This window comes from Streptomyces sp. NPDC007084, assembly GCF_040703595.1.
Classification (GTDB): domain Bacteria; phylum Actinomycetota; class Actinomycetes; order Streptomycetales; family Streptomycetaceae; genus Streptomyces.
Genome location: NZ_JBEYFY010000012.1, coordinates 1 through 21,042 on the forward strand (window position 1 = coordinate 1; position 21,042 = coordinate 21,042).

The 21,042-nt window shown below is 71.2% G+C and carries 19 protein-coding genes, 1 tRNA gene and 1 pseudogene; 13 read left to right on the top strand and 8 right to left on the bottom strand.

Features of this window, described 5'->3' with window-relative positions:
• Together AB0912_RS13135 and AB0912_RS13140 are read right to left on the bottom strand one after the other, a co-directional pair.
• Positions 1-1,407 (bottom strand): annotated as a pseudogene (locus tag AB0912_RS13135) (hypothetical protein); the annotation flags it as partial.
• A gap of 7 nt (positions 1,408-1,414) precedes the next feature.
• Positions 1,415-2,476, bottom strand: a complete 1,062-nt coding sequence (locus AB0912_RS13140; RefSeq protein ID WP_366698841.1) for an SMI1/KNR4 family protein — start codon at positions 2,474-2,476, stop codon at positions 1,415-1,417.
• Between the two features lie 228 nt (positions 2,477-2,704).
• Here AB0912_RS13140 and AB0912_RS13145 point away from each other — a divergent pair, with 228 nt between their 5' ends.
• A complete protein-coding gene (locus AB0912_RS13145) occupies positions 2,705-3,208 on the top strand; it encodes a YwqJ-related putative deaminase (RefSeq protein ID WP_366698843.1) in 504 nt (167 codons plus the stop codon).
• An 80-nt stretch (positions 3,209-3,288) separates the two neighbouring features.
• Positions 3,289-3,822, top strand: coding sequence for an SUKH-3 domain-containing protein (locus AB0912_RS13150; RefSeq protein WP_366698845.1), 534 nt, complete (start codon positions 3,289-3,291; stop codon positions 3,820-3,822).
• Between the two features lie 199 nt (positions 3,823-4,021).
• On the opposite strand, the gene AB0912_RS13155 is transcribed toward AB0912_RS13150, so the two are convergent.
• On the bottom strand, positions 4,022-5,332 hold the full coding sequence (locus tag AB0912_RS13155) for a histidine kinase (protein WP_366698847.1): 1,311 nt from the start codon (positions 5,330-5,332) through the stop codon (positions 4,022-4,024).
• A 166-nt stretch (positions 5,333-5,498) separates the two neighbouring features.
• Between AB0912_RS13155 and AB0912_RS13160 the strand changes: the two genes are divergently transcribed.
• The 7 genes from AB0912_RS13160 (at position 5,499) to AB0912_RS13190 (ending at position 11,394) form a co-directional block, all read left to right on the top strand.
• Entirely contained in the window at positions 5,499-6,374 is an 876-nt protein-coding gene (locus AB0912_RS13160) for a hypothetical protein (RefSeq protein WP_366698849.1), read from the top strand.
• Between the two features lie 11 nt (positions 6,375-6,385).
• Positions 6,386-6,456: transfer RNA gene (locus tag AB0912_RS13165), tRNA-Gln, on the top strand.
• Positions 6,457-6,572: 116 nt separating this feature from the next.
• On the top strand, positions 6,573-8,021 hold the full coding sequence (gene glmU / locus AB0912_RS13170) for a bifunctional UDP-N-acetylglucosamine diphosphorylase/glucosamine-1-phosphate N-acetyltransferase GlmU (protein ID WP_366698851.1): 1,449 nt from the start codon (positions 6,573-6,575) through the stop codon (positions 8,019-8,021).
• A gap of 124 nt (positions 8,022-8,145) precedes the next feature.
• Entirely contained in the window at positions 8,146-9,120 is a 975-nt protein-coding gene (locus AB0912_RS13175; RefSeq protein WP_366698856.1) for a ribose-phosphate diphosphokinase, read from the top strand.
• Between the two features lie 246 nt (positions 9,121-9,366).
• Complete coding sequence (locus AB0912_RS13180) at positions 9,367-9,966, top strand: 50S ribosomal protein L25/general stress protein Ctc (RefSeq protein WP_366698858.1); 600 nt, start codon at positions 9,367-9,369, stop codon at positions 9,964-9,966.
• Positions 9,967-10,088: 122 nt separating this feature from the next.
• Positions 10,089-10,685: an aminoacyl-tRNA hydrolase gene (pth, locus tag AB0912_RS13185; protein ID WP_366698861.1), complete on the top strand. Its 597-nt coding sequence runs from the start codon at positions 10,089-10,091 to the stop codon at positions 10,683-10,685.
• A gap of 223 nt (positions 10,686-10,908) precedes the next feature.
• Positions 10,909-11,394 (top strand): hypothetical protein, encoded by a 486-nt coding sequence (locus tag AB0912_RS13190; RefSeq protein ID WP_366698863.1) that lies wholly within the window; start codon positions 10,909-10,911, stop codon positions 11,392-11,394.
• 171 nt (positions 11,395-11,565) lie between these two features.
• Here the strand turns inward: AB0912_RS13190 and ppc are convergent, their stop codons facing one another.
• Entirely contained in the window at positions 11,566-14,298 is a 2,733-nt protein-coding gene (gene ppc, locus AB0912_RS13195) for a phosphoenolpyruvate carboxylase (protein ID WP_366698865.1), read from the bottom strand.
• Between the two features lie 350 nt (positions 14,299-14,648).
• Here ppc and AB0912_RS13200 point away from each other — a divergent pair, with 350 nt between their 5' ends.
• Together AB0912_RS13200 and AB0912_RS13205 are read left to right on the top strand one after the other, a co-directional pair.
• Positions 14,649-15,662, top strand: coding sequence for a fatty acid desaturase (locus AB0912_RS13200; protein ID WP_366698867.1), 1,014 nt, complete (start codon positions 14,649-14,651; stop codon positions 15,660-15,662).
• Positions 15,659-16,339 carry a TetR/AcrR family transcriptional regulator gene (locus AB0912_RS13205; protein WP_366698869.1) on the top strand — a complete coding sequence of 227 codons (681 nt, stop codon included), beginning with the start codon at positions 15,659-15,661 and terminating at the stop codon, positions 16,337-16,339. Before AB0912_RS13200 ends, AB0912_RS13205 begins: the two co-directional genes overlap by 4 nt.
• Here AB0912_RS13205 and AB0912_RS13210 read toward each other — a convergent pair.
• Both AB0912_RS13210 and AB0912_RS13215 read right to left on the bottom strand, forming a co-directional pair.
• On the bottom strand, positions 16,336-16,722 hold the full coding sequence (locus AB0912_RS13210) for a VOC family protein (RefSeq protein ID WP_366698871.1): 387 nt from the start codon (positions 16,720-16,722) through the stop codon (positions 16,336-16,338). The two genes, AB0912_RS13205 and AB0912_RS13210, sit on opposite strands and share 4 nt — an antisense overlap.
• Positions 16,722-17,534, bottom strand: coding sequence for a trans-aconitate 2-methyltransferase (locus AB0912_RS13215; protein WP_366698873.1), 813 nt, complete (start codon positions 17,532-17,534; stop codon positions 16,722-16,724). Before AB0912_RS13215 ends, AB0912_RS13210 begins: the two co-directional genes overlap by 1 nt.
• 278 nt (positions 17,535-17,812) lie before the next feature.
• On the opposite strand from AB0912_RS13215, the gene AB0912_RS13220 reads away from it, so the two are divergent.
• Entirely contained in the window at positions 17,813-18,310 is a 498-nt protein-coding gene (locus AB0912_RS13220; RefSeq protein ID WP_081217735.1) for a MarR family transcriptional regulator, read from the top strand.
• Here the strand turns inward: AB0912_RS13220 and AB0912_RS13225 are convergent.
• Positions 18,269-19,036 (bottom strand): response regulator transcription factor, encoded by a 768-nt coding sequence (locus AB0912_RS13225; protein WP_366698875.1) that lies wholly within the window; start codon positions 19,034-19,036, stop codon positions 18,269-18,271. The two genes, AB0912_RS13220 and AB0912_RS13225, sit on opposite strands and share 42 nt — an antisense overlap.
• A 255-nt stretch (positions 19,037-19,291) precedes the next feature.
• Here AB0912_RS13225 and AB0912_RS13230 point away from each other — a divergent pair, with 255 nt between their 5' ends.
• Positions 19,292-19,741: a GNAT family N-acetyltransferase gene (locus AB0912_RS13230; protein ID WP_366699080.1), complete on the top strand. Its 450-nt coding sequence runs from the start codon at positions 19,292-19,294 to the stop codon at positions 19,739-19,741.
• 149 nt (positions 19,742-19,890) lie between these two features.
• Here the strand turns inward: AB0912_RS13230 and galK are convergent, their stop codons facing one another.
• Positions 19,891-21,033 carry a galactokinase gene (gene galK, locus AB0912_RS13235; protein WP_366699083.1) on the bottom strand — a complete coding sequence of 381 codons (1,143 nt, stop codon included), beginning with the start codon at positions 21,031-21,033 and terminating at the stop codon, positions 19,891-19,893.
• Positions 21,034-21,042: the final 9 nt, after the last annotated feature.

Genomic DNA, 21,042 nt, shown 5'->3' on the forward strand with positions numbered 1-21,042 from the left:
GGCCTGATCCCGCACACCGGGCGGCCCTGACAGACCGCCCGGACACAGCAGGGGCCGGCCCGGAGACGCGCTCTCCGAACCGGGGCCCTGCGGGAACCCGTACGCCGGCCGCTGCGGGTCTCCGGGACCGGCCGCGCCGGGCGGCGGGGTGGCCGCACCGGCGCCCGGACCCTGCGGATAGCCGTACGAGGGCCCGGCGGGCGGCGGACCGGCGGGCCCCGTCTGCTGCCGCGAGGGCGCGGACGGCGCACCGGCGCCGGGCTCCTCGACCTTCGGGGACATGGCGGTGCGCGGAAGCTGACTGCCACCGGACATCAGGGCGGTCTTGGCCTCCGGCGAGGCGGCGGGCGGCGGGGTGCCGGCGTCGTCGGAGCCGGACAGCGGCGGCGCGAACACGGTCGCCGGAAGTGGCACCGAACGGTCGTCCCCGGCATCGGCGTTGGTGTCGGTCCCGGCCCACGGCGTCGCGTCGACCGGCACCCCCGGCGTCGTGTCCTGAAGGCCGGGGCCTTCGTCGTCCCCGGTCGCGGCGGCCGGCCAGGGCGTGGCACTCCCCGGAGCGGACGGACCACCAGGAGCGGACGGACCACCCGGCGCCGGAGCCCCCGCCCCAGAAGAAGCGGGAGAGGCGGGAGAGGCGGGAGAAGTGGGAAAGGCGGAAGGAACCGAAGAGGACGTGGAGGTCGGTGCCGGGACCGGCGTCGAAGGCGAGGCGACATCGTGCGCCCCCGGCGCGGAAGGAACCCCGCGCGCCCCCGACTGCCCCGACGCATCCGACTGCCCTGATACGCCCGACTGTCCCGATACGCCCGACCGGCCCGGCGCACCCGGATGTCCCGGCGCACCCGGCAGCGAACTCCCGTCCTCCGCCGCGCCGTTCACCGACCCGTCCCCCGAGGGGACGGCACCGGCGGCGGAGCCCGCACCGGCACCGGCGGAAGCGGCGGCCGGACGCGACCCCGCCCCCTCAGACGCCGACCCGTCCGACGCCGGCCCGTCCGCCGGCGAACCCGCCCCCTGACGCCGGTCCGGAATACCCATCCGGTCCGCCGCCTCCTGCAACCACTCCGGCGGACTCAACAGGAACGACGTCTGATTCAGATCCACCCGCGCCGGAGGCTCCGGCACCGGCTCCGGGGCACCGTCCGGCCCCCCGTACTCCTCCTCGTACCGGCGGATGACCTCACCCACCGGCAGCGCGGGCCACAGCGTGGCCTCCCCGCTGTCCCGCGCGATCACCAGACGCTGCCCGCCCCCGTCGGAACGCGGACCCTCCGCCCGGTCCTCCGCCCACACCACGAAACCGAGTTCGAACTCCCGCACCCGCACCTCACGATGCTGGTAACCGGGCACGTCCCCGTTGATCCACTCCTCGGCGCGCTCCTGCGCCTGCGCGAACGTCACCATCGCAAGCTCACTCCCCCACCGAAGACACCGAGGACGCCGAAGAACCGGCGGACTCCCCACCATCGGACGCGACCGGCACCGCGTACGCGAAACCGCCGTCCACCATCAGGTTCGCCACCGTCTCCAGCTCCGGCGGATCACCCGCGAGCCGGGACAGGAACGCGTCGAAGTCGTCACCGCACGGCAGCAGCAACCGCCGCACCCGCTCCTCCGGCGGCCACCCGTCCTGGTCCCGCGCGTCGTCGAAGGCACAGAACCAGACCGAACCGACCCGGTCCCCCTTCACCTTCACCGCCAGCAGACCGCCCTGCACGAACCCGACCCCCAGATAGTCCTTGGTCAGATGGTCGCGCAGACACTTGTTGACATACACCAGATCGTTCACCGCGGCCTCGTCCCGCACCGTGAAGAACGGCTGGTCCACCAGCAGCCCCAGCTCGGCGTCCAGCGCCGCGCCCACCGGCGCGCACCCGCCCGCCGCCTTCAGGAACGACCGGTAAGCACCCGGCAGCCGGTATCCGAGATCCTCCTCGACCCCCTGCACCTGCTGCTCCGTCACCGCCACCGACGACCTCGGCAGCCCGAAGTGCGCGGGCCGCGTCTCCTGCAACGGCCGCGTCCCCCGCTTCTCCTGGTCCACCGCCGCCGTCGCCACACCACCGTGATGCCGCAGCAACGCCTTGACCTCGACCGGGATCAGCTCCAGCCGCCGCGTCCCCGCCACGTGATGCCACGTCCACCCGTGCGGCGTCGCCACCGACGGAACCGTGTCCCACAACTCGTGCCCCGCCGCCGCCAGAGCCGCGTTCGCCGACACGTAGTCCGTCAGCCGCAACTCGTCCACACCGAACCCCTCGGGAGGCTCGGCGATCTCCGCCGCGGCACGCGCGTAGAGCGAGAAATCCGGATAGCCCCGCTCGTCGACCCGCACACCCCGAGGATGACGGGCCGCCCGGACCGGATCCGGAAAACGCACGACTTGCCCGGCATAGGCCGCGTTCGGCGGGGCGGCGTGGCCCCCGGCCTGGCGGCTGGGAGGTGCCCCCAGCCCGAGCCGACCTGTCGTCATGGCGGTTGCCCCCTGCGGCATTCTCAGTAGCTGGATGGAGCCCGGATGTCGACAGCCTATGCGGTCGTACGACACCGGTCACCGGGCCTCCGCTTCCGTGACCAGCCGTCACCCCGCCGTGACCCACCGCCGAAGCCCGGGCGTGTCGCGGCGCCCCAGCTTCCGCACCCGCCACGCCATTTGGCAGTCTGTCTCCGCACCGGGGGATGCACGGGAGGGAAAACGACCATGAGCGCGACACATACGGGCACGTCCGGGGACCCCCGGATCCACTGGAGCGGCACCGACACACCCCCCGCCCCCGTCCTCCTCCACCGACGCGACGGCATACTCCCCACCGTCGCCGCCGCCCTCTCCGTCCGCGGCGCCACCCTCACCGGCACCGCCGCCCGCGGCGACCAGCCACCCGCCCTTCACCCGCTGGTCCAGGACTTCCTCGACACCCTCACCGGCGCCCAGCGCGACCGCTTCACCGGCCGCTGCGCCGAAGCCATCCTCATCTCCCGGCACATCGCCGCCGCCGACGCCGACCGCAGCAAGCGCGCCGCCCGCAAGCCGATGACCAACGGCGAAGCCCGCAAAGCCCTCAAGCAGGCCAAACTCACCGCCCGCCGCATCCGCGAGGACGGCGACCCCCTGCACGGCAGCTTCGCCGCCCCCTGCCGCTCCTGCACCGCCCTGAGCGACCACTTCGGCGTCCGCATCGTCGACCCCTCCGCCCAGGACGCCTGAACACCCCCCACCCCCGCACACGTATCCCCCCACGGCGCCGGCGACGCCGCATGTCCCATCCCCCGACGAACGAACGGCAGATGCAAGCAGAACGCTCCTCCTCCAACCTCACCGCACCCCCCACACCCGGGGGACCCGCGCCGACCCGCTTCCCCGAACCCGTGGACACCGCGCTGCGCTCCGCCGGCTGGCAGCCCGGACGCTGGGACATAAAGCAGGCCGAATACTGGGCCGATGCCCTGCGCGGGCACACCTCGCCGGCCGGGCACCGGCACGCCGTGTTCCCGGCGGCGGTCGAGGCGTGGGCCGAGTTCGGAGGGCTGCGCGTCACCGCCGCGGGGCCCGGACGCCAGGTCGCGCCCGCCACGCTCGACCTCGACCCGCTGCACGGGCTGCACCTCGCCCGTACCCTCGGCGACCTCGGTCGGGCCCTCGACACCGAGGTGTGCCCCCTCGGGGAGGAGGCCGACTCGCGCGCCCTCCTCGCCATCGACGCCGAGGGACGCGTCTACGTCCTCGACCACACCGGTGACTGGTACCTCGGCCCGCACATCGACGCGGCCCTCACCACCCTCCTCACCGGCACACCCCCCACCCGCCTGACGACGCCGTAGCCCCCAGCCACCCGGCTGACGACGCCGTAGCCCCCAGCCACCCGGCTGACGACGCCGTAGCCCCCAGCGTCTCTCGCCCCCTCCGCCCCTACCCGTCCCACCCCCGGGGCCCCGCCCCCGGACCCCCGCTCCTCGAACACCGGGGGGCCGGACTTTTCCCGCCCCCACCCGCAACCCACACCGAGGACTACGCCGAGGACTACGCCGGGATGACCGCCGACACCCGGAATCCCCCCGCGTCCGTCGGCCCCGACACGAAGACACCCCCCAGCGCCGCCACCCGCTCCTTCATCCCCAGCAACCCGTTCCCCCCACTGGGCAGCCCCACGGACGACCCCGCACCCGCCTCCGGCGGACACTCGTTCTCCACCTGCATCGCGATCTCCGCCACCCGATGCGCGAGCCGCACATACGTCTTCGCCCCCGCCGCGTGCTTGTGGACGTTCGTCAACGCCTCCTGCACCACCCGATAGGCCGTCTGCTCGACCTCACGCCCGTACTCCCGCACATCCCCCTCGACCGACAGCGCCACCACCATCCCCGCCGCCGCCGACTGCCCGATCAACTCGTCCAGCTCCGCCAGCGACGGCCCCTCCCCCGAATCGTCCACCGCCCGCGAAGCGGCCACCGCCGCCGCGGCCCCCACCGCCGCCAACGGCACCGACTCCGCCGCCCCCCGCGCCCCCGGCCCGTCCCCCGACCGCAGAACCCCCAGCATCTCCCGCAACTCCGTCAGCGCCTGCCGCCCCATGTCCCCCACCAGCGCCGCGTTCCGCACCGCCTTCTCGGGATCCTTCCGCGCCACCGCCTGCAACGCCGCCGCGTGCACCACCATCAACGACACCCGGTGCGCGACCACGTCATGCATCTCCCGCGCGATCCGCGTCCGCTCCTCGTTACGGGCCCACTCCGCCCGCTCCTCCGCCCGCTCCGCGAGCAACTGCAACTCCCGCTCCAGCGAATCCGCCCGCTCCCGCAGACTCTCCATCAGCCGGCGCCGCGCCCTGATGTAGAGGCCCAGCAGCACCGGCGGCGCGGTCATGCCGATCGCCGTCGTGATGGACGCGAACGGGACGAACCAGTTCCCCATCGTCACGTCACCGCGCATCACCCCCTGATGCGTCCGCACGAACGTCACGATCAGCATCCCGGCGAAGGACATCGCCGCCAGCGCCGCCGTGATCCGCCGCGGCAGCTCGGACGCGGCCAGCGTGTACAGCCCGACGAGGCCCATCAGGAACCCCATCTGCGCCGGCGTGATCGCGATGGACACCAGCACCACCGCGATCGGCCACTTCCGCCGCACCAGCAGCACCGACCCGGCGATCACCCCGAAGACGACACCCACCGGAACCGGCAGTCCCGCGTCGTGCGCGAACCTGAACCCCTCGGCGCCGCACTCGGCCGCGGACGCCAGCGCGAGCCCCACGTCCAGCACGGCACCGCGCCACCTGACCCACCACCACGGGCCGGTCCCGGCCGCGGTGTGCTCTTCCCCCGTCGTGGTCATGACTCCAGCCTACGGGCGGCCCCCGCCCCTTTTCCGGTGAGTTTCACCTCCTGGCCTACACCACCCACCCCCTCGAACAGAAGCGAATTCAGCACGTTTCCCTCGAACTGTTGACTGACTCCCCCTTCACCCCCGGAACCCCCGATTCCGCCCGGACGATATGCCTATGGCACATTCACAAGGCAAGTACGCCGATTTCGAGGCACTCCGGGAACAGGCGGTCGCCCTACGGCGGGCAGGACTCAGCCGACGCCAGATCCGCGACCGCATCCAGGTCCACAACAACGACGTCCTCAACCGCCTCCTCGAAGGCGAACCGCCTCCCGACTGGACCAAGCGCCCCCGCGCCAAGGACGAACTCCGCGCCCGCGCCCGCGAGCTACGCCTCCAGGGCTGGACCTACGACCGCATCCAACTCGAACTGGGCTGCTCGAAAAGCTCCATCTCCCTCTGGGTCCGCGATCTGCCGGCCCCCGAGCGGAAAAAACGCACCCGCGAGGAAGCCTCGGCCATCGCCAAGCGCGGCTGGGAAGTCACGATGCGGATGCGCGACGAGGAGCGCCGGCGCACCAAGGAGGCAGCCGCGGCCGAGATCGGCGCCCTGACCGACCGCGAGCTGTTCCTGCTCGGCGTCGGCCTCTACTGGGCCGAGGGCTCGAAGGCCAAGCCGCATCTCACCCAGGAGCGGGTCACCTTCATCAACAGCGATCCCCGCATGATCGAGGTCTACCTCGCCTGGCTGCGCCTGCTGGGTGTGACCACCGACCGGCTGCGGCTCCACGTGCACATCCACGAGTCGGGAGACGTCGAGGGCGCCGAACGCTTCTGGGCGGAACTCGTGGGCGTCGACACCACGGCGCTCGGCAAGACCTACCTCAAACGGCACAACCCGAAGACCAACCGGAAGAACCTCGGGCAGGGCTACCGGGGTTGTCTCGCGATCCGGGTCCTGGGGAGCGCCGACCTGTACCGTCGCATCGAAGGCTGGTGGTACGGCATAGTGTTGTCCGCACGCGAAGCCGACTCACTGAATCGGACATAGCGGACGAACCATCCCGGGTCGTCTAATGGTAGGACAAAGAGTTTTGGTCTCTTGAATGAGGGTTCGATTCCTTCCCCGGGAGCTGCAAGGTGCGGGCCCTGACACCACCGTCAGGGCCCGCTCTCGTATCCCTCCTGATACGCCCCGGTATCCTGCGGATGTCCACACCCCAGCCATCCGAAGCCGAAGGGCATACCCGTGAGCGCCAATCGCCCGGCAGCCGTCGTCGTTCTCGCAGCGGGTGAGGGCACCCGTATGAAATCGGCCACACCCAAGGTCCTGCACGACATCTGTGGCCGTTCCCTGGTCGGTCATGTGCTCGCCGCGGCACGCGAGTTGGAGCCCGAGAACCTGGTCGTCGTCGTGGGGCACGCCCGTGAGCAGGTCGTCGCCCACCTCGCCGGGATCGACCCGGCGGTGCGCACCGCGGTGCAGGCCGAGCAGAACGGCACGGGGCACGCCGTGCGGATGGGCCTGGAGGAGCTGGGCGGTGCCGTGGACGGCACGGTCGTCGTGGTCTGTGGCGACACCCCGCTGCTGACCGGGGACACCCTGCGCACGCTGGCGTCGACGCACGCGGCGGACGGCAACGCGGTGACGGTGCTGACCGCCGAGGTGCCCGACGCCACCGGTTACGGCCGGATCGTGCGGGAGAGCGCGAGCGGCGCGGTGACGGCGATCGTGGAGCACAAGGACGCGAGTGACTCGCAGCGGGCGATCCGGGAGATCAACTCGGGGGTGTTCGCGTTCGACGGGCGGCTTCTCGCGGACGCGCTGGGGAAGGTGCGGACGGACAACAGTCAGGGTGAGGAGTACCTGACGGATGTGCTGGGGATTCTGCGGGAGGCCGGGCACCGGGTGGGTGCGGCGGTGGCGGGTGATCACCGGGAGATCGCCGGGATCAACAACCGGGTGCAGCTGGCCGAGGCGCGTCGCATTCTGAACGACCGGTTGCTGACGGCGGCGATGCTGGCCGGGGTGAGTGTGGTGGACCCGGCGTCGACGTGGGTGGATGTGACGGTGACGTTCGAGCAGGACGCGGTCGTGCATCCGGGGACGCAGTTGCAGGGTGCGACGCATGTGGGTGAGGGCGCCGAGGTGGGCCCGAACTGCCGGCTGAGGGACACCCGGGTGGGTGCCGGGGCGCGGGTGGACAACACGGTGGCGGACGGTGCCGAGGTGGGTCCGGAGGCGTCGGTGGGTCCGTTCGCGTATCTGCGGCCGGGGACGCGGCTTGGCCTGAGGGCGAAGGTCGGCACGTATGTGGAGACGAAGAACGCGTCGATCGGTGAGGGGACGAAGGTTCCGCATCTGTCGTATGTGGGGGACGCGACGATCGGCGAGTACTCGAACATCGGTGCGGCGAGTGTGTTCGTGAACTATGACGGTCAGGACAAGCACCACACGACGATCGGGTCGCATTGCCGGACGGGTTCGGACAACATGTTTGTGGCGCCTGTCACGGTCGGGGACGGTGCTTACACGGCGGCGGGTTCGGTGATCACGAAGGATGTGCCGGCCGGTTCGCTGGCCGTGGCCCGTGGCCAGCAAAGGAATATCGAGGGTTGGGTGGCGCGTAAGCGTCCCGGGAGTGCGGCGGCGAAGGCCGCGGAGACGGCCGCCCGGGAGGCCGGGGGCGAAGACTGACCGGAAAGCGGTGCGTCCGGGACGGCGTACCGTGATAGGTGCACACCCTGCGGAGACGGCCTCTCGCAACCCAGTTGAGCCGGCCTCTCGCGCCCGCTGAGTAGACCTCTGAGGAGACAGTGCTGTGACCGGGATCAAGACGACCGGCGAGAAGAAGATGATGTTCTTCTCCGGCCGCGCCCACCCCGAGCTTGCCGAGGAGGTCGCCCACAAGCTGGGTGTCGGGGTTGTCCCGACGAAGGCCTTCGACTTCGCGAACGGCGAGATCTACATCCGTTATCAGGAGTCGGCGCGTGGTGCGGACTGCTTCCTGATGCAGAGCCACACGGCTCCGATCAACAAGTGGATCATGGAGCAGTTGATCATGATCGACGCTCTGAAGCGGGCGTCCGCCCGGAGCATCACGGTGATCGTGCCGTTCTACGGTTACGCGCGGCAGGACAAGAAGCACCGTGGGCGTGAACCGATCTCGGCGCGGCTGATCGCGGACCTGATGAAGACGGCGGGCGCGGACCGGATTCTCACGGTGGATCTGCACACGGACCAGATCCAGGGCTTCTTCGACGGTCCGGTGGATCATCTGTTCGCGCTGCCGATCCTGGCGGACTACGTGGGTGCGAAGGTCGACCGGTCGAAGCTGACGGTGGTCTCGCCGGACGCGGGCCGGGTGCGGGTCGCGGACCGCTGGTGCGACCGGCTGGACGCGCCGCTGGCGATCGTGCACAAGCGCCGTGACAAGGATGTGGCGAACCAGGTCACCGTGCACGAGGTGGTCGGTGATGTGAAGGGCCGGGTGTGTGTCCTGGTCGACGACATGATCGACACGGGTGGCACGATCTGCGCGGCGGCGGACGCGTTGTTCGCGCATGGCGCGGAGGACGTGATCGTGACGGCGACGCACGGTGTGCTGTCGGGTCCGGCGGCGGACCGGCTGAAGAACTCGAAGGTGAGCGAGTTCGTGTTCACGGACACGCTGCCGACGCCGGGTGAGCTGGAGCTGGACAAGATCACGGTGCTGTCGATCGCGCCGACGATCGCGAACGCGGTGCGCGAGGTCTTCGAGGACGGTTCGGTGACGAGCCTGTTCGAGGAGCAGTAGGCCGAGGCTGCCTCTGTGTCCTGCGATCCGGTCCTGATGGGTCCGGTCCTGATGGGTCCGGTCCTGTAGATCGATTTCTTGTACGGCCTCCCCGCCCCGTAAGCTGTCACAGTTGCTCGGCGAGGGAGGCCGTTCCGCTGTTCCAGGCGGGTACGGCGGTCCGTTATCGACGCGCTCTTCGTAGCAGGCCGATGTTTGGCCGGGTGACCTTTTCCGCCAGGTTTCCCAGTTCTACGAGGAGTGATCATGTCTGACGTCAAGCTCGCCGCCGAGACCCGTGCCGAGTTCGGCAAGGGTGCCGCCCGTCGTATCCGCCGTGCCGGCAAGGTTCCCGCGGTCGTCTACGGTCACGGCACCGAGCCGGTCCACATCACGCTGCCGGGCCACGAGCTGCTGCTCGCCCTGCGTACCCCGAACGTCCTGCTGACGCTGGACATCGAGGGCAAGACCGAGCTGGCGATCCCGAAGGCCGTCCAGCGTGACGCCATCAAGGGCTTCCTCGAGCACGTCGACCTGCTGCTCGTGAAGCGCGGCGAGAAGGTCACCGTCGAGGTGTTCGTGCAGACCGAGGGTGAGCTGGCCCCGGGCAGCTTCCTGCTGGAGCACGTCCTGAACACGCTGACCGTCGAGGCCGAGGCCACGCACATCCCGGAGTCGGTCACGGTCTCCATCGAGGGCCTGGAGGCCGGTGCCTCCATCCACGCCAAGGACATCACGCTCCCCAAGGGCACCACGCTGGCCATCGACGAGGACGCGGTCGTCCTCCAGGTGCTCGCCGCGCAGGCCGAGGAGCCGGCGTCCGAGGACGAGGCCGCCGCCGCGGAGGACGCCTCCGCCGAGGCCTGATCCTCGCCGGTATCTTCGGCAGTGCCAGCCGCCGCTCCTGTCCGGGGCGGCGGCTGTCGCGTATCAAGGGACGCACGCGTGGCGAGGACGCACGCGTATCGAGGACACAGGGAGTATCGGACGTGACGACCGACGCCAGCGCGCCCTGGCTGATCGTGGGGCTGGGTAATCCGGGCCCGGAGTACGCCATGAACCGGCACAACGTGGGGTTCATGGTGGCCGATCTGCTGGCGGGGCGGATCGGGGGGAAGTTCAAGCGGGCCGGCAAGGCGCAGGCGCAGGTGATCGAGGGGCGGATCGGGCCGCCGGGTCCGGCGAACCGCCGGGTGATCCTGGCCAAGCCGATGTCGTACATGAATCTGTCGGGTGGTCCGGTGACGGCGTTGCGGGACTTCTACAAGGTGCCGACGGGGAACATCGTGGCGGTCCATGACGAGCTGGACATCGACTACGGGGTGCTGCGGCTGAAGCTGGGCGGGGGCGACAACGGGCACAACGGTCTGAAGTCGATGACGAAGGCGATGGGTCCGGACTATCACCGGGTGCGGTTCGGGATCGGGCGTCCGCCGGGCCGGATGCAGGTGGCGGATTTCGTGCTGAAGGACTTCGGGTCGGCGGAGCGCAAGGAGCTGGACTATTTCGTGGACCGTGCGGCGGACGCGGTGGAGGCTCTGGTGATCGAGGGTCTGGAGCGGGCGCAGAGCACGTACAACTCCTGAGGCGTGTGCGGGCTCCTGAGGCGTGTGCGACTTCTCCGGCGCGTGCGGCTTCTCCGGCGCCTGTCGCTCCTCCGGCGTGTGCGGCTCCTGCGGCGGGCGGTCCCCTTCCGGCGGGCGGTCTCCTTCCGGCGGCGGGGTTGGGGCGGTCGACGTACGGGTACAACTGCCGACTTGTCCCCGCCGGAGTTGACCGAGCGCTCAGCCATGGCCAATGATCCCGGCCATGCCTGCTGTCACCTCCCGTCAGAGTGCGTACGCGGCGCTGCGGTTCGGGCGGCTCGCGGCGATGGGCGCGGTCGTGCTGCTCATCCTGGTCGCGGGCGTCTGGGCCTCCTGGGGCACGGCGCAGCACGTGATGCTGGGCAAGGGCCGGGAGCGGGGGACGCTGCTGGTGACGGGGTGTTCGGAGGGGGCGTGCTGGGGGCCGTTCACGCCGACGTCGCCGGGTTACCGGGCGCGGGAGCGGGTGCGGATCGGCCAGGAGCCGGCGGTGCGCAGGGGCGGTACGTACACGGTGACGGTGAAGCCGCACAGCGACGAGGTGGTCCGCAGTGGTCCGGCCGGGCTGCTGTACGCGTGGTCGCCGCTGGCGGGTGCGTTGTTGCTGGCGTCGGTGGTGGTGGCGGGCGGGCTGCGGCTGACGCGGCCGGCGTGGGTGCTGGCGGGTGCGGGGCTGGCCTTGCTGACGGCCACGTTCCTGGCGCTGTAGCCGCCCGGCGCGTTTGCCTGGTCTCACACGTCGGTTCACCTGCTTCCCTGGCTCATGCTTCCCTGGCTCGCACGAAGGCGCCCTCCCCGTCCGGCGGTACGGATGGGGAGGGCGCCTTGGTGTCGCGCCGGGCCGCGCGGCCCGGCGCAAGGGCCGGACGGACCGGACGGCTCAGCCGGTGTTGCGCAGGCCGGCCGCGACGCCGTTGACGGTCAGCAGGAGGGCCCGGGAGAGCAGCGGGTCGGGTTCCTGGCCGGCGGCGGCCTCTTCGCGCTGGCGCTTGAGGAGGGCGACCTGGAGGTAGGAGATCGGGTCCAGGTAGGCGTCGCGGATGGCGAAGGTCTGCTGGAGAACGGGGTGGGTGTCGAGCAGCTTCTCCCCGCCGGTGATGCGCAGCACCTCGCGGACGGTGAGTTCGTGTTCGGCGCGGATGGTGTCGAAGATGTGCTTCAGCTCGTCGGGGACGAGGGTGTCGACGTAGTGGCCGGCGATCCGCAGGTCGGTCTTGGCGAGGGTCATCTCGACGTTGGACAGGAAGTTGCGGAAGAAGTGCCACTGCTCGTGCATCTCGTCGAGCACGGTGTCGAGGCCGGCTTCGCGCAGGGCCTTGAGGCCGGAGCCGACGCCGAACCAGCCGGGGACGATCTGCCGGGACTGGGTCCAGCCGAAGACCCAGGGGATGGCGCGCAGTCCGTCGAGGGAGACGCCGGAGCCGGGGCGGCGGGAGGGCCGTGAGCCCAGGTGCAGGTCGGCGAGCTGGTCGACGGGGGTGGAGGCGAGGAAGTAGGTGGGCAGGTCGGGGTCCTCGACCAGGCGCCGGTAGGCGGAGTGGGCGGCGTCGGAGACGACGTCCATGGCGGCGTCCCAGCGGGCGAGGGCCTCGTCGGACTGGCGGGGCGCGGTGTGCAGGGCGGAGGCCTGCAGGGTGGCGGCGACGGTCAGTTCGAGGTTCTCGCGGGCGAGGGAGGGGACGAGGTACTTGTCGGAGATGACCTCGCCCTGTTCGGTGACCTTGATCTCACCTTCGAGGGTGCCCCAGGGCTGGGCGAGGATCGCGTCGTGGGAGGGGCCGCCGCCGCGGCCGACGGTGCCGCCGCGGCCGTGGAAGAGGCGCAGGCGTACGCCGTAGCGGTGGGCGACGTCGCGCAGCCGGCGCTGGGCGCGGTGGATCTCCCACTGGGAGGTGGTGATGCCGCCGAACTTGGAGGAGTCGGAGTAGCCGAGCATGACTTCCTGGACGTCTCCGCGCAGCGCGACGAGGCGGCGGTAGGAGGGGTCGGAGAGCATGTCCTCCAGGATGGTGTCGGCGGCCTTGAGTTCGTCGGTGGTCTCCAGGAGGGGGACGATGCCGATCTTGGCCCAGCCGGCGTGCAGGTCGAGGAGTCCGGCCTCGCGGGCGAGGACGGCGGCGGCGAAGACGTCGTCGGCGCCCTGGCACATGGAGATGATGTAGGACTCGATGACCTCGGGCCCGAAGATGGTGAGGGCCTTCTTGACGGTCTCGAAGACGCCGAGGGTCTTGTGTCCGGCGGCGTCGAGGGGGGCCGGGGTGGGGGCGAGGGGGCGCCGGGAGCGGAGTTCCTTGGCGAGGAGCTTGGCGCGGTAGTCGCGGGGCATGTCGGCGTAGCGCCAGGATTCCTCGCCGAGCCGGTCGAAGAGCTGGCCGAGGGCGTGGTGGTGGGCGTCGGCGTGTTCGCGGACGTCCATGGTGGCGAGCTGGAGGCCGAAGGCGGCGAGGGTGCGGATGGTGCGGTTCATCCGGCCGTCGGCGAAGAGGGCGCCGCGGTGTTCGCGCAGGGAGGTCTGGATGAGGGTGAGGTCGCGGAGGAGTTCGGCGGTGCCGAGGTAGTCGCGGCCGTCCTCGTGGGGGGTGCCCTTGGCGAGGCGGAGCTTGGTGTTCTCCAGCTTCTGGCGGATGCAGGTGGCCTTGAGCCGGTAGGGCTCTTCGGCGTTGAGGCGCTTGTAGCGGGGGCTGATCTCGGGGAGGCGCTCCAGGTCGGTCTGGAGGGATTCGAGGAGGTCCTCGGTGGCGCCGGTGTAGCGGATGGAGTTGGAGAGGAAGCCGCGGAGTTCGTCGATGAGTTCGAGGGCGTCGTTGATGCCGTGTTCGTGCTGGAGGATCAGGACGTCCCAGGTGACCTCGGGGGTGACGTTGGGGTTGCCGTCGCGGTCGCCGCCGATCCAGGTGCCGAAGGTGAGGGGGCGGGTGTCGTCGGGGAGGGTGACGCCGACGCGGGCGAGTTCGGCGGTGAGGTCCTCCAGGACGTCGCCGACGGCGCCGGCGTGGAGTTCGTCGAGGTAGTAGATGGCGTTGCGGGCCTCGTCGGCGGGTTCGGGGCGCACGACGCGGAGTTCGTCGGTCTGCCAGACGAGGTCGATGTTCTCGGCGAGGCGGGTGTCGTAGCGGCGGCGGTCGGCCTCGATGACCGGGGTCTCCAGGAGGGTCGCGATACGGCGGAGCTTGTTGAGGACGGAGCGGCGGGCGGCTTCGGTGGGGTGTGCGGTGAAGACGGGGCGGACGTTGAGGTTCTTGACCGTCTGGCGCAGGTGTTCGGGGTCGGCGTCCTTGAGGCGGTCCGCGGTGCGGGCGAGGAGGCTGCCGTCGGCGGCGCGCCGGGCGCGCAGTTCGCGGCCTCGGTGGACCTGTTCGGTGACGTTGGCGAGGTGGAAGTAGGTCGAGAACGCGCGGACCAGCTTGGCGGCGGTCTCCAGTTCGGTTCCGCGCAGCAGCTCGGCGGCGGCTTCGCCGTCCTCGCGGGTCAGGCGGCGGACCTTCTCGACCAGTTCCAGCAGCTCGGGGCCCTCCTGCCGTACGAGGGTCTCACCGAGCAGGTCGCCCAGGCGGCGGATGTCGGCGCGCAGCTCGCTGCTGGTCGTCGTGGTCTGGTCGTCGGCACTGCTCACAGGTGCGGCTCCTTGCAGTGTTGAAGCTCGTCTGAAGAGTGGGGAATCTCGTCTGAAGCTCGGCTGGGAGGGAACCCGGGTGTTCGACCGCGCGGCGGGTGCCGCTCAGGGTGGAGGCATCCGGGGTGGAATCAGAACGGACCGCGCTGTCCGACCGACTCCAAGGATAGGTGTCCTCGCGGACGCGCAGGCTGTCGGGCTCTTGCCGCCGGGCTGCTCGCTGACATACTTACGACGCCGTAGGTTACGGAGCCGTAGGGTCTCCCGTCGTGCGACGGGTGGACCTTGGGGACCGTACGCGGACACTCTTCCCCGACCTTCCTCACCTTCGAACCCCACAGGGGACGCCCATGACCACGAGTTCCGATGTGATCGACGACGCTCCGCAGGCGGGCGACGACGGCGCTCTTCTTCCCGCCGCCACGCTGGGCGGTGAGAAGAAGGGGTCGCTCGAACAGACCACGCTTCTCCTCTTCATCGCCGTTCCGTTCCTGGCGCTGCTGGCGGCGGTGCCGCTGGCGTGGGGATGGGGGGTGAGCTGGCTGGATCTCGGCCTGCTGGTCTTCTTCTACTACCTGGGATGCCACGGCGTCACGATCGGCTATCACCGCTATTTCACGCATGGCTCCTTCAAGGCGAAGCGGCCGTTGCGGATCGCGATCGCGGTCGCGGGGTCGATGGCGGTCGAGGGGCCGCTGGTGCGCTGGGTGGCCGACCACCGCAAGCACCACAAGTTCTCCGACGCGGAGGGTGACCCGCATTCGCCGTGGAAGTACGGCGAGACGGTGCCGGCGCTGCTGAAGGGCCTGTGGTGGGCGCATATCGGCTGGATGTTCGACGAGGAGCGGACGCCGCAGGAGAAGTACGCGCCGGATCTGGTGAAGGACCCGGTGATCCGGGCGATCTCGCGTCAGTTCATCTTGTGGACGCTGCTGTCGCTGGGGCTGCCGGCGCTGATCGGCGGTCTGGTGACGATGTCCTGGTGGGGCGCGTTCACCGGGTTCTTCTGGGGGTCGCTGGTGCGGGTGGCGCTGCTGCACCATGTGACGTGGTCGATCAACTCGATCTGTCACGCGGTGGGCAAGCGGCCGTTCAAGTCGCGGGACCGTTCGGGCAACGTGTGGTGGCTGGCGGTGCTGTCGTGCGGCGAGTCGTGGCACAACCTGCATCACGCGGACCCGACGTCGGCGCGGCACGGGGTGGACCGGGGTCAGATCGACTCGTCGGCGCGGATCATCCGCTGGTGTGAGCAGCTGGGCTGGGCGTATGACGTGCGGTGGCCGTCACGCTCGCGTATCGATTCGCGCCGGAACCCCGACGGGAGCGGCTCCCGGCGCGAGACGGAATCCGCCGAAGCGGCATGATTGACGGCGTGGCGACCGACTCCAGCAGCACCTCAGGCAGCAGTGAGAAGCCGCGGCGCGCGCGCCGCACCCGCATGACCGGCGCGGAGCGTCGTCAGCAGTTGCTGGAGATCGGCCGCACCCTGTTCGCGGCGAAGGGGTTCGAGGGCACGTCGGTGGAGGAGATCGCGGCGAAGGCCGGGGTGTCCAAGCCGGTGGTGTACGAGCACTTCGGCGGCAAGGAGGGGCTGTACGCGGTGGTGGTGGACCGGGAGATGCGCCGGCTGCTGGACATGGTGACGGGTTCGCTGACGGCGGGGCATCCGCGGGAGCTGTGCGAGCAGGCGGCTTTCGCTCTGCTGGACTACATCGAGGAGTACACGGACGGTTTCCGCATCCTGGTGCGTGATTCGCCGATCCCGCAGTCGACGGGTTCGTTCGCGTCGCTGATCTCGGACATCGCCACCCAGGTGGAGGACATCCTGGGCCGTGAGTTCAAGAGCCGCGGTTTCGACTCGAAGCTGGCTCCGCTGTACGCGCAGGCGCTGGTGGGGATGGTCGCGCTGACCGGCCAGTGGTGGCTGGACGTGCGCAAGCCCCGTAAGGCGGAGGTGGCGGCGCATCTGGTGAACCTGGCCTGGCACGGTCTGGACGGGCTGGAGCCGAAGCCGCGGCTGATCGGGCACCGGAAGTCCTAGGTGCCGATGCCTGTGGCGGCTTCGGGGTGGGGTTCGAGGAATTCGAGGCGGTTGCCGACGGGGTCCGCGGAGTAGAAGCGCCGGTGGCCGGGCAGGGCGTCGTCCCAGGTGACGGGGGCGCCGGTGGCGGCGATCCGGGCGGCGTAGGCGTCGATGCCGGTGACCCGCAGCCCGGGGTGGGCCTTGCGGGCGGGCCGGAATCCGGGCTCGACGCCCAGGTGGAGCCGGACGCTCCCGGCCCGGAACCAGCAGCCGCCGCGCCCGGCGAGGGCGGCGGGCTTCGGTGTCTCGGTCATGCCGAGGGCGTGGACGTAGTAGGCGCGCAGCAGGTCCTCGGAGCCGGGCGGGGCGGCGAGCTGGACGTGGTCGAGGGCGGTGAGCATCAGCCCTCCTTGCGGGCGACGACGAAGAGCCGGCGGAACGGCAGGACGGTGCCGTAGGGCTGCTCGGGGTAGGCGTCGCGGAGCAGGTCGCGGTAGGCGGTGAGGAAGCCGTCGCGGGCCTCGGGGTCGTCGGCGAGGGCGGTGAGCACGGGCCGCAGTCCGGTGCCCTTGGCCCAGTCGAGGACGGCGTCGGGTCCGGTGAGCAGTTGCAGGTAGGTGGTCTGCCAGACGTCGGTGGCGCAGCCGAGGGCGGCGAGGCGGTCGAGGTAGACGAGCGGGTCGTGGACGGAGTCGGTGGCGCGCAGCGCGCCGTCCAGGCGGGTTTTCCAGGCCGCGGAGCCGGCGAGGTCGCGCATGAGGGCGTGCAGGGGCGCGTCGGTGTTGTCGGGCATCTGGACGGCGAGGGTGCCGCCGGGTGTGAGGGCGTCGAGCCAGCCGGGGAGTGCCTCCAGGTGTCCGGGCACCCACTGGAGGGCGGCGTTGGAGGCGATGAGGTCGTAGGTCTCGGTGGGGGCCCAGTCGGTGAGGTCGGCGTGGGCGAAGTCGAGGCGTCCGCCGCCGGGGGTGGCGCCGGCGTACTCGCCGGTCTTGGCGAGCATCGCGGCGGAGTTGTCGTAGCCGGTGATGTGGGCGGTGGGCCAGCGGTCGGCGAGCTGGACGGTGACGTTGCCGGGGCCGCAGCCGAGGTCGGCGATGCGGGCGGGTTCCGTGGGGAGGGCGGGGACGCGGGCGAGCAGGTCGGCGAAGGGGCGGGCCCGGTGTCCGGCGTGACGCAGGTACTGGTCGGGGTCCCAGGTGGGGGCGGCTGCCATGGCGGTTCTCCTCGCGAGGTCGGGGTCGGGGTCGGGCGGCGGTCGGGGTCGAGGGCGGGCGCGGGACGGGCGCGGAGGTCGTGGGACGGCCGCAGTGGTCGCGCTACGGCCGCAGTTGGTCGTGGGGTCGTGGGACGGGCGCAGTGGGCGCGGCCCGCCGAGCGGAGCGTTCTCGCTCTCCACCCTCACCCACGATCTCTCTCGACGTCAAGAGACTTGATATCAAGAAGCTGCACATCAAGAGACTTCATGTCGACACAACCACTACACTGATCGTCATGGAGGACGAGGTCGATCGGCTGGTCGCTGCGTGGCGCCGGGAGCGCCCGGACCTCGACGTGGAACCGCTGGAGGTACTGAGCCGGGTGAGCAGGCTCGCCCGGCATCTGGACCGCGCGCGCCGGCTGGCGTTCTCCGAGCACAGCCTGGAGCCCTGGGAGTTCGACGTCCTGACGGCGCTGCGGCGCGCGGGCTCCCCGTATCAGCTCTCTCCGGGGCAGTTGCTCACCCAGACGCTCGTCACCTCGGGCACGATGACCAACCGCATCGACCGGCTGACGAAGAAGGGTCTGGTGGAGCGGCTGCCCGACCCGAGCGACCGCAGGGGTGTGCTCGTCCGGCTCACCGAGGAGGGCCGTGACCGCGCCGACCAGGCGCTGGCGGGTCTGCTCGAACAGGAGCGGGCGATCCTCGCGGAGCTGAGCCGGGGCCAGCGCGGTGAGCTGGCCGGGCTGCTACGCCAGTTGACCGCCCCGTTCGACAACATCCCCGGTTAGGTCGACGGGTCCGACCCCGGCGCGCCGGGCGAGGGCCACGGCGGCGAGGGTGGAGTGCACGCCGAGCTTGCCGAGCACGTTCTGCATGTGGGTGCGGACGGTGTGCGGGGAGAGGAACAGCCGTTCGGCCACGGCCTTGCGGCCGAGTCCGGCGACCATGCAGCGCAGCACCTCGCGCTCCCGGGGCGTCAGCGACTCGACCAGCCGCTCGCTCTCGGTGCGGTGCTTGCGGGCGGCGGTCAGCTCGCGCAGCACCCCGGTGAGCAGGGCGGGCGGCAGATGCGTCTCGTCGCGCAGGACACCTCGTATGACGGTGAGCAGCCGGGAGAGCGAACAGTCCTTGGCGACCCAGCCGGAGGCGCCGGCCTGGAGGGCGAGCGCGGCCCGGCGCGGGTCGTCCTTCTCCGCCAGTACGACGGTCCGTACGCCGGGCTGGCCCGAACGCACCCCGGCGACCAGCGAGATGCCGTCGACCAGGCCGTCCTCGTTGCTCTCCTGGACGGGGACCGCCGGGCGGGTGCCGGGCACGTTCCCGCCGAGGTCGGCGTCGACGAGCAGCACGTCGAAGCGGCGGCCTTCCGCCGCCGCGCGTTCCAGACAGCGCAGTGCGGCGGGTCCGCTGCCCGCCGCGGACACGTCGACATCGGGCTCGGCCGCCAGAGCCGCGGCGAGCGACTCGGCGAAGATGCGGTGGTCGTCGACGACCAGTACTCGGATGCGAACCACTGAAACCCCCACTGTCGGGGGACGGTCGGTACGGGTACGGCGCCCGAAGTGATCCCGAGCCAGTTTGCGACCCGGAAGCGGGGTGCCGCGGCCGCACGGCCGCCGCCGTGCTGGAAGTGCTACCCCCACTTCGGGCGTCGTACCCGACTGTCTCGCCCCCTGATCAGCACCGGCCCCCACCGGCACTGCTCATCAGAGTACGGGCGGGGGCGGGCGGCGGAAGGCGATTCGCAGAACTGGTTGGCCAGCGCGTTTATGGTGAGCCGTATGTTTCGTATCGAGACAGGAGACGACAGAGACCGCCGGGATCTGCTCCGTCGGCGACTGCTGGAGACGAACACGGCCGCCTCCCCGGTGCTGCGCGCCCTGCGCGGAACACCGGGTGAGCGCGAACGTCCGCTCCAGCTCTGGGCCCTGGACGAGGCGGGGGCTCTGGCCGGGGGGCTGGTGGGGCACACCTGGACGACCTGGCTGCACGTCACCTACCTGTGGGTGGACGGCCGGCACCGCGGCGCGGGTCTCGGCAGCCGTCTCCTCGCCGAGGCCGAACACGCGGCCACCGCCCGCGGCTGCGCCGCGGCCCGCCTGGAGACCTGGGACTTCCAGGCCCCCGGCTTCTACCGCAGACACGGCTACGAGGTGGTGGCCACGATCCCCGACTACCCCCCGGGCATCACGGAGTACACGTTGACGAAGCACTGGTGAACCGCCGGGGGCCACTTTCAGCCCCTCCGGGGGCACTTTCAGCCCCTCCGGCGTTTGAGGAGCGGGGGGGGTCGGGGGGGCGAAGCCCCCCCCTGAGCACGGGACGGGACGGGACGGGCCGGGGCGGAGGGGGCGAAAACCCCCGGGGTTCAGCCGACCCGCCGGGCCCCGGCGGAGGGAACGGCGGGGAAAATCCGCGGACTGGTGAAGCCGGCGGCCAGAAACGCCTCGGCGACAGCCTTGCTGACGGAGTCCACGTCAGCGGACTCCAGCAGCACGATCGCGGACCCCCCGAACCCGCCACCCGTCATCCGCGCCCCCAACGCCCCCGCGGAATCGGCCGCGGAAACGGCGAGATCCAGCTCGGGACAGGAAATCCGCAGATCGTCCCGCAGCGAGGCGTGACCGTCCGTCAGGACGGGCCCGATCCCCCGCACGTCCCCGGCGTCGAGCAGCGTGATGACCCGCTCCACCCGGTGGTCGTCGGACACCACGTGCCGGACATAGCGCCGCACCCGCTCGTCGGACAGCCGCGCCAGCGCCGCGTCCAGCCCCTCGTAGGGGATGTCCCGCAGGTGGGAGACGCCCAGTTGACGCGCTCCCTCCTCGCAGCCGGCCCGCCGCTCGGCGTACGCCCCGTCCCCCAGCGCATGCTTGACGCGGGTGTCCACGACGAGGAGTTCGAGGCCCTGGGAGGCGAGGTCGAAGGGGACCTGGCGGATCGACAGGTCCCGGCAGTCGAGGTGCAGGGCGTGGCCCTCGGTGCAGCAGGCGGACGCGGTCTGGTCCATGACGCCGCACGGCACGCCGACGAAGTCGTTCTCGGCGCGCTGGGCGATCCGGGCCAGTGCGGGGCGGCCGAGGCCGAGGCCGTACAGCTCGTCGAGGGCGACGGCGGTGACGACTTCGAGGGCGGCGGAGGAGGACAGGCCGGCGCCGGTGGGGACGGTGGAGGCGAGGTGGATGTCCGCGCCGCCGACAGGGTGGCCGGCCTCGCGCAGCGCCCAGACGACGCCGGCCGGGTAGGCGGCCCAGCCGGTGTCGGAGCGCGGCACGAGTTCGTCCACGCGCAGTTCGACGACGGGTCCGTCGATGTCCGCCGAGTTGAGCCGCAACACCCCGTCGGAGCGGCGGGAGACCGCGGCGACCGCGGTGTGCGGCAGCGCGAGCGGCATCACGAACCCCTCGTTGAAGTCCGTGTACTCGCCGATCAGGTTGACCCGGCCCGGTGCCGCCCAGACGCCGTCGGGCGCGGCACCGTACAGCTCCTCGAAGCCCTCACGTACCCCCACCTGCTCCAC

Excerpts from the sequence above, each read along its gene's own strand:
- AB0912_RS13140 (WP_366698841.1), bottom strand. The coding sequence starts at position 2,476 with ATGACGACAGGTCGGCTCGGGCTGGGGGCACCTCCCAGCCGCCAGGCC.
- AB0912_RS13145 (WP_366698843.1), top strand. The coding sequence starts at position 2,705 with ATGAGCGCGACACATACGGGCACGTCCGGGGACCCCCGGATCCACTGG.
- AB0912_RS13150 (WP_366698845.1), top strand. The coding sequence starts at position 3,289 with ATGCAAGCAGAACGCTCCTCCTCCAACCTCACCGCACCCCCCACACCC.
- AB0912_RS13155 (WP_366698847.1), bottom strand. The coding sequence starts at position 5,332 with ATGACCACGACGGGGGAAGAGCACACCGCGGCCGGGACCGGCCCGTGG.
- AB0912_RS13160 (WP_366698849.1), top strand. The coding sequence starts at position 5,499 with ATGGCACATTCACAAGGCAAGTACGCCGATTTCGAGGCACTCCGGGAA.
- AB0912_RS13180 (WP_366698858.1), top strand. The coding sequence starts at position 9,367 with ATGTCTGACGTCAAGCTCGCCGCCGAGACCCGTGCCGAGTTCGGCAAG.
- AB0912_RS13190 (WP_366698863.1), top strand. The coding sequence starts at position 10,909 with ATGCCTGCTGTCACCTCCCGTCAGAGTGCGTACGCGGCGCTGCGGTTC.
- AB0912_RS13200 (WP_366698867.1), top strand. The coding sequence starts at position 14,649 with ATGACCACGAGTTCCGATGTGATCGACGACGCTCCGCAGGCGGGCGAC.
- AB0912_RS13205 (WP_366698869.1), top strand. The coding sequence starts at position 15,659 with ATGATTGACGGCGTGGCGACCGACTCCAGCAGCACCTCAGGCAGCAGT.
- AB0912_RS13210 (WP_366698871.1), bottom strand. The coding sequence starts at position 16,722 with ATGCTCACCGCCCTCGACCACGTCCAGCTCGCCGCCCCGCCCGGCTCC.
- AB0912_RS13215 (WP_366698873.1), bottom strand. The coding sequence starts at position 17,534 with ATGGCAGCCGCCCCCACCTGGGACCCCGACCAGTACCTGCGTCACGCC.
- AB0912_RS13220 (WP_081217735.1), top strand. The coding sequence starts at position 17,813 with ATGGAGGACGAGGTCGATCGGCTGGTCGCTGCGTGGCGCCGGGAGCGC.
- AB0912_RS13230 (WP_366699080.1), top strand. The coding sequence starts at position 19,292 with ATGGTGAGCCGTATGTTTCGTATCGAGACAGGAGACGACAGAGACCGC.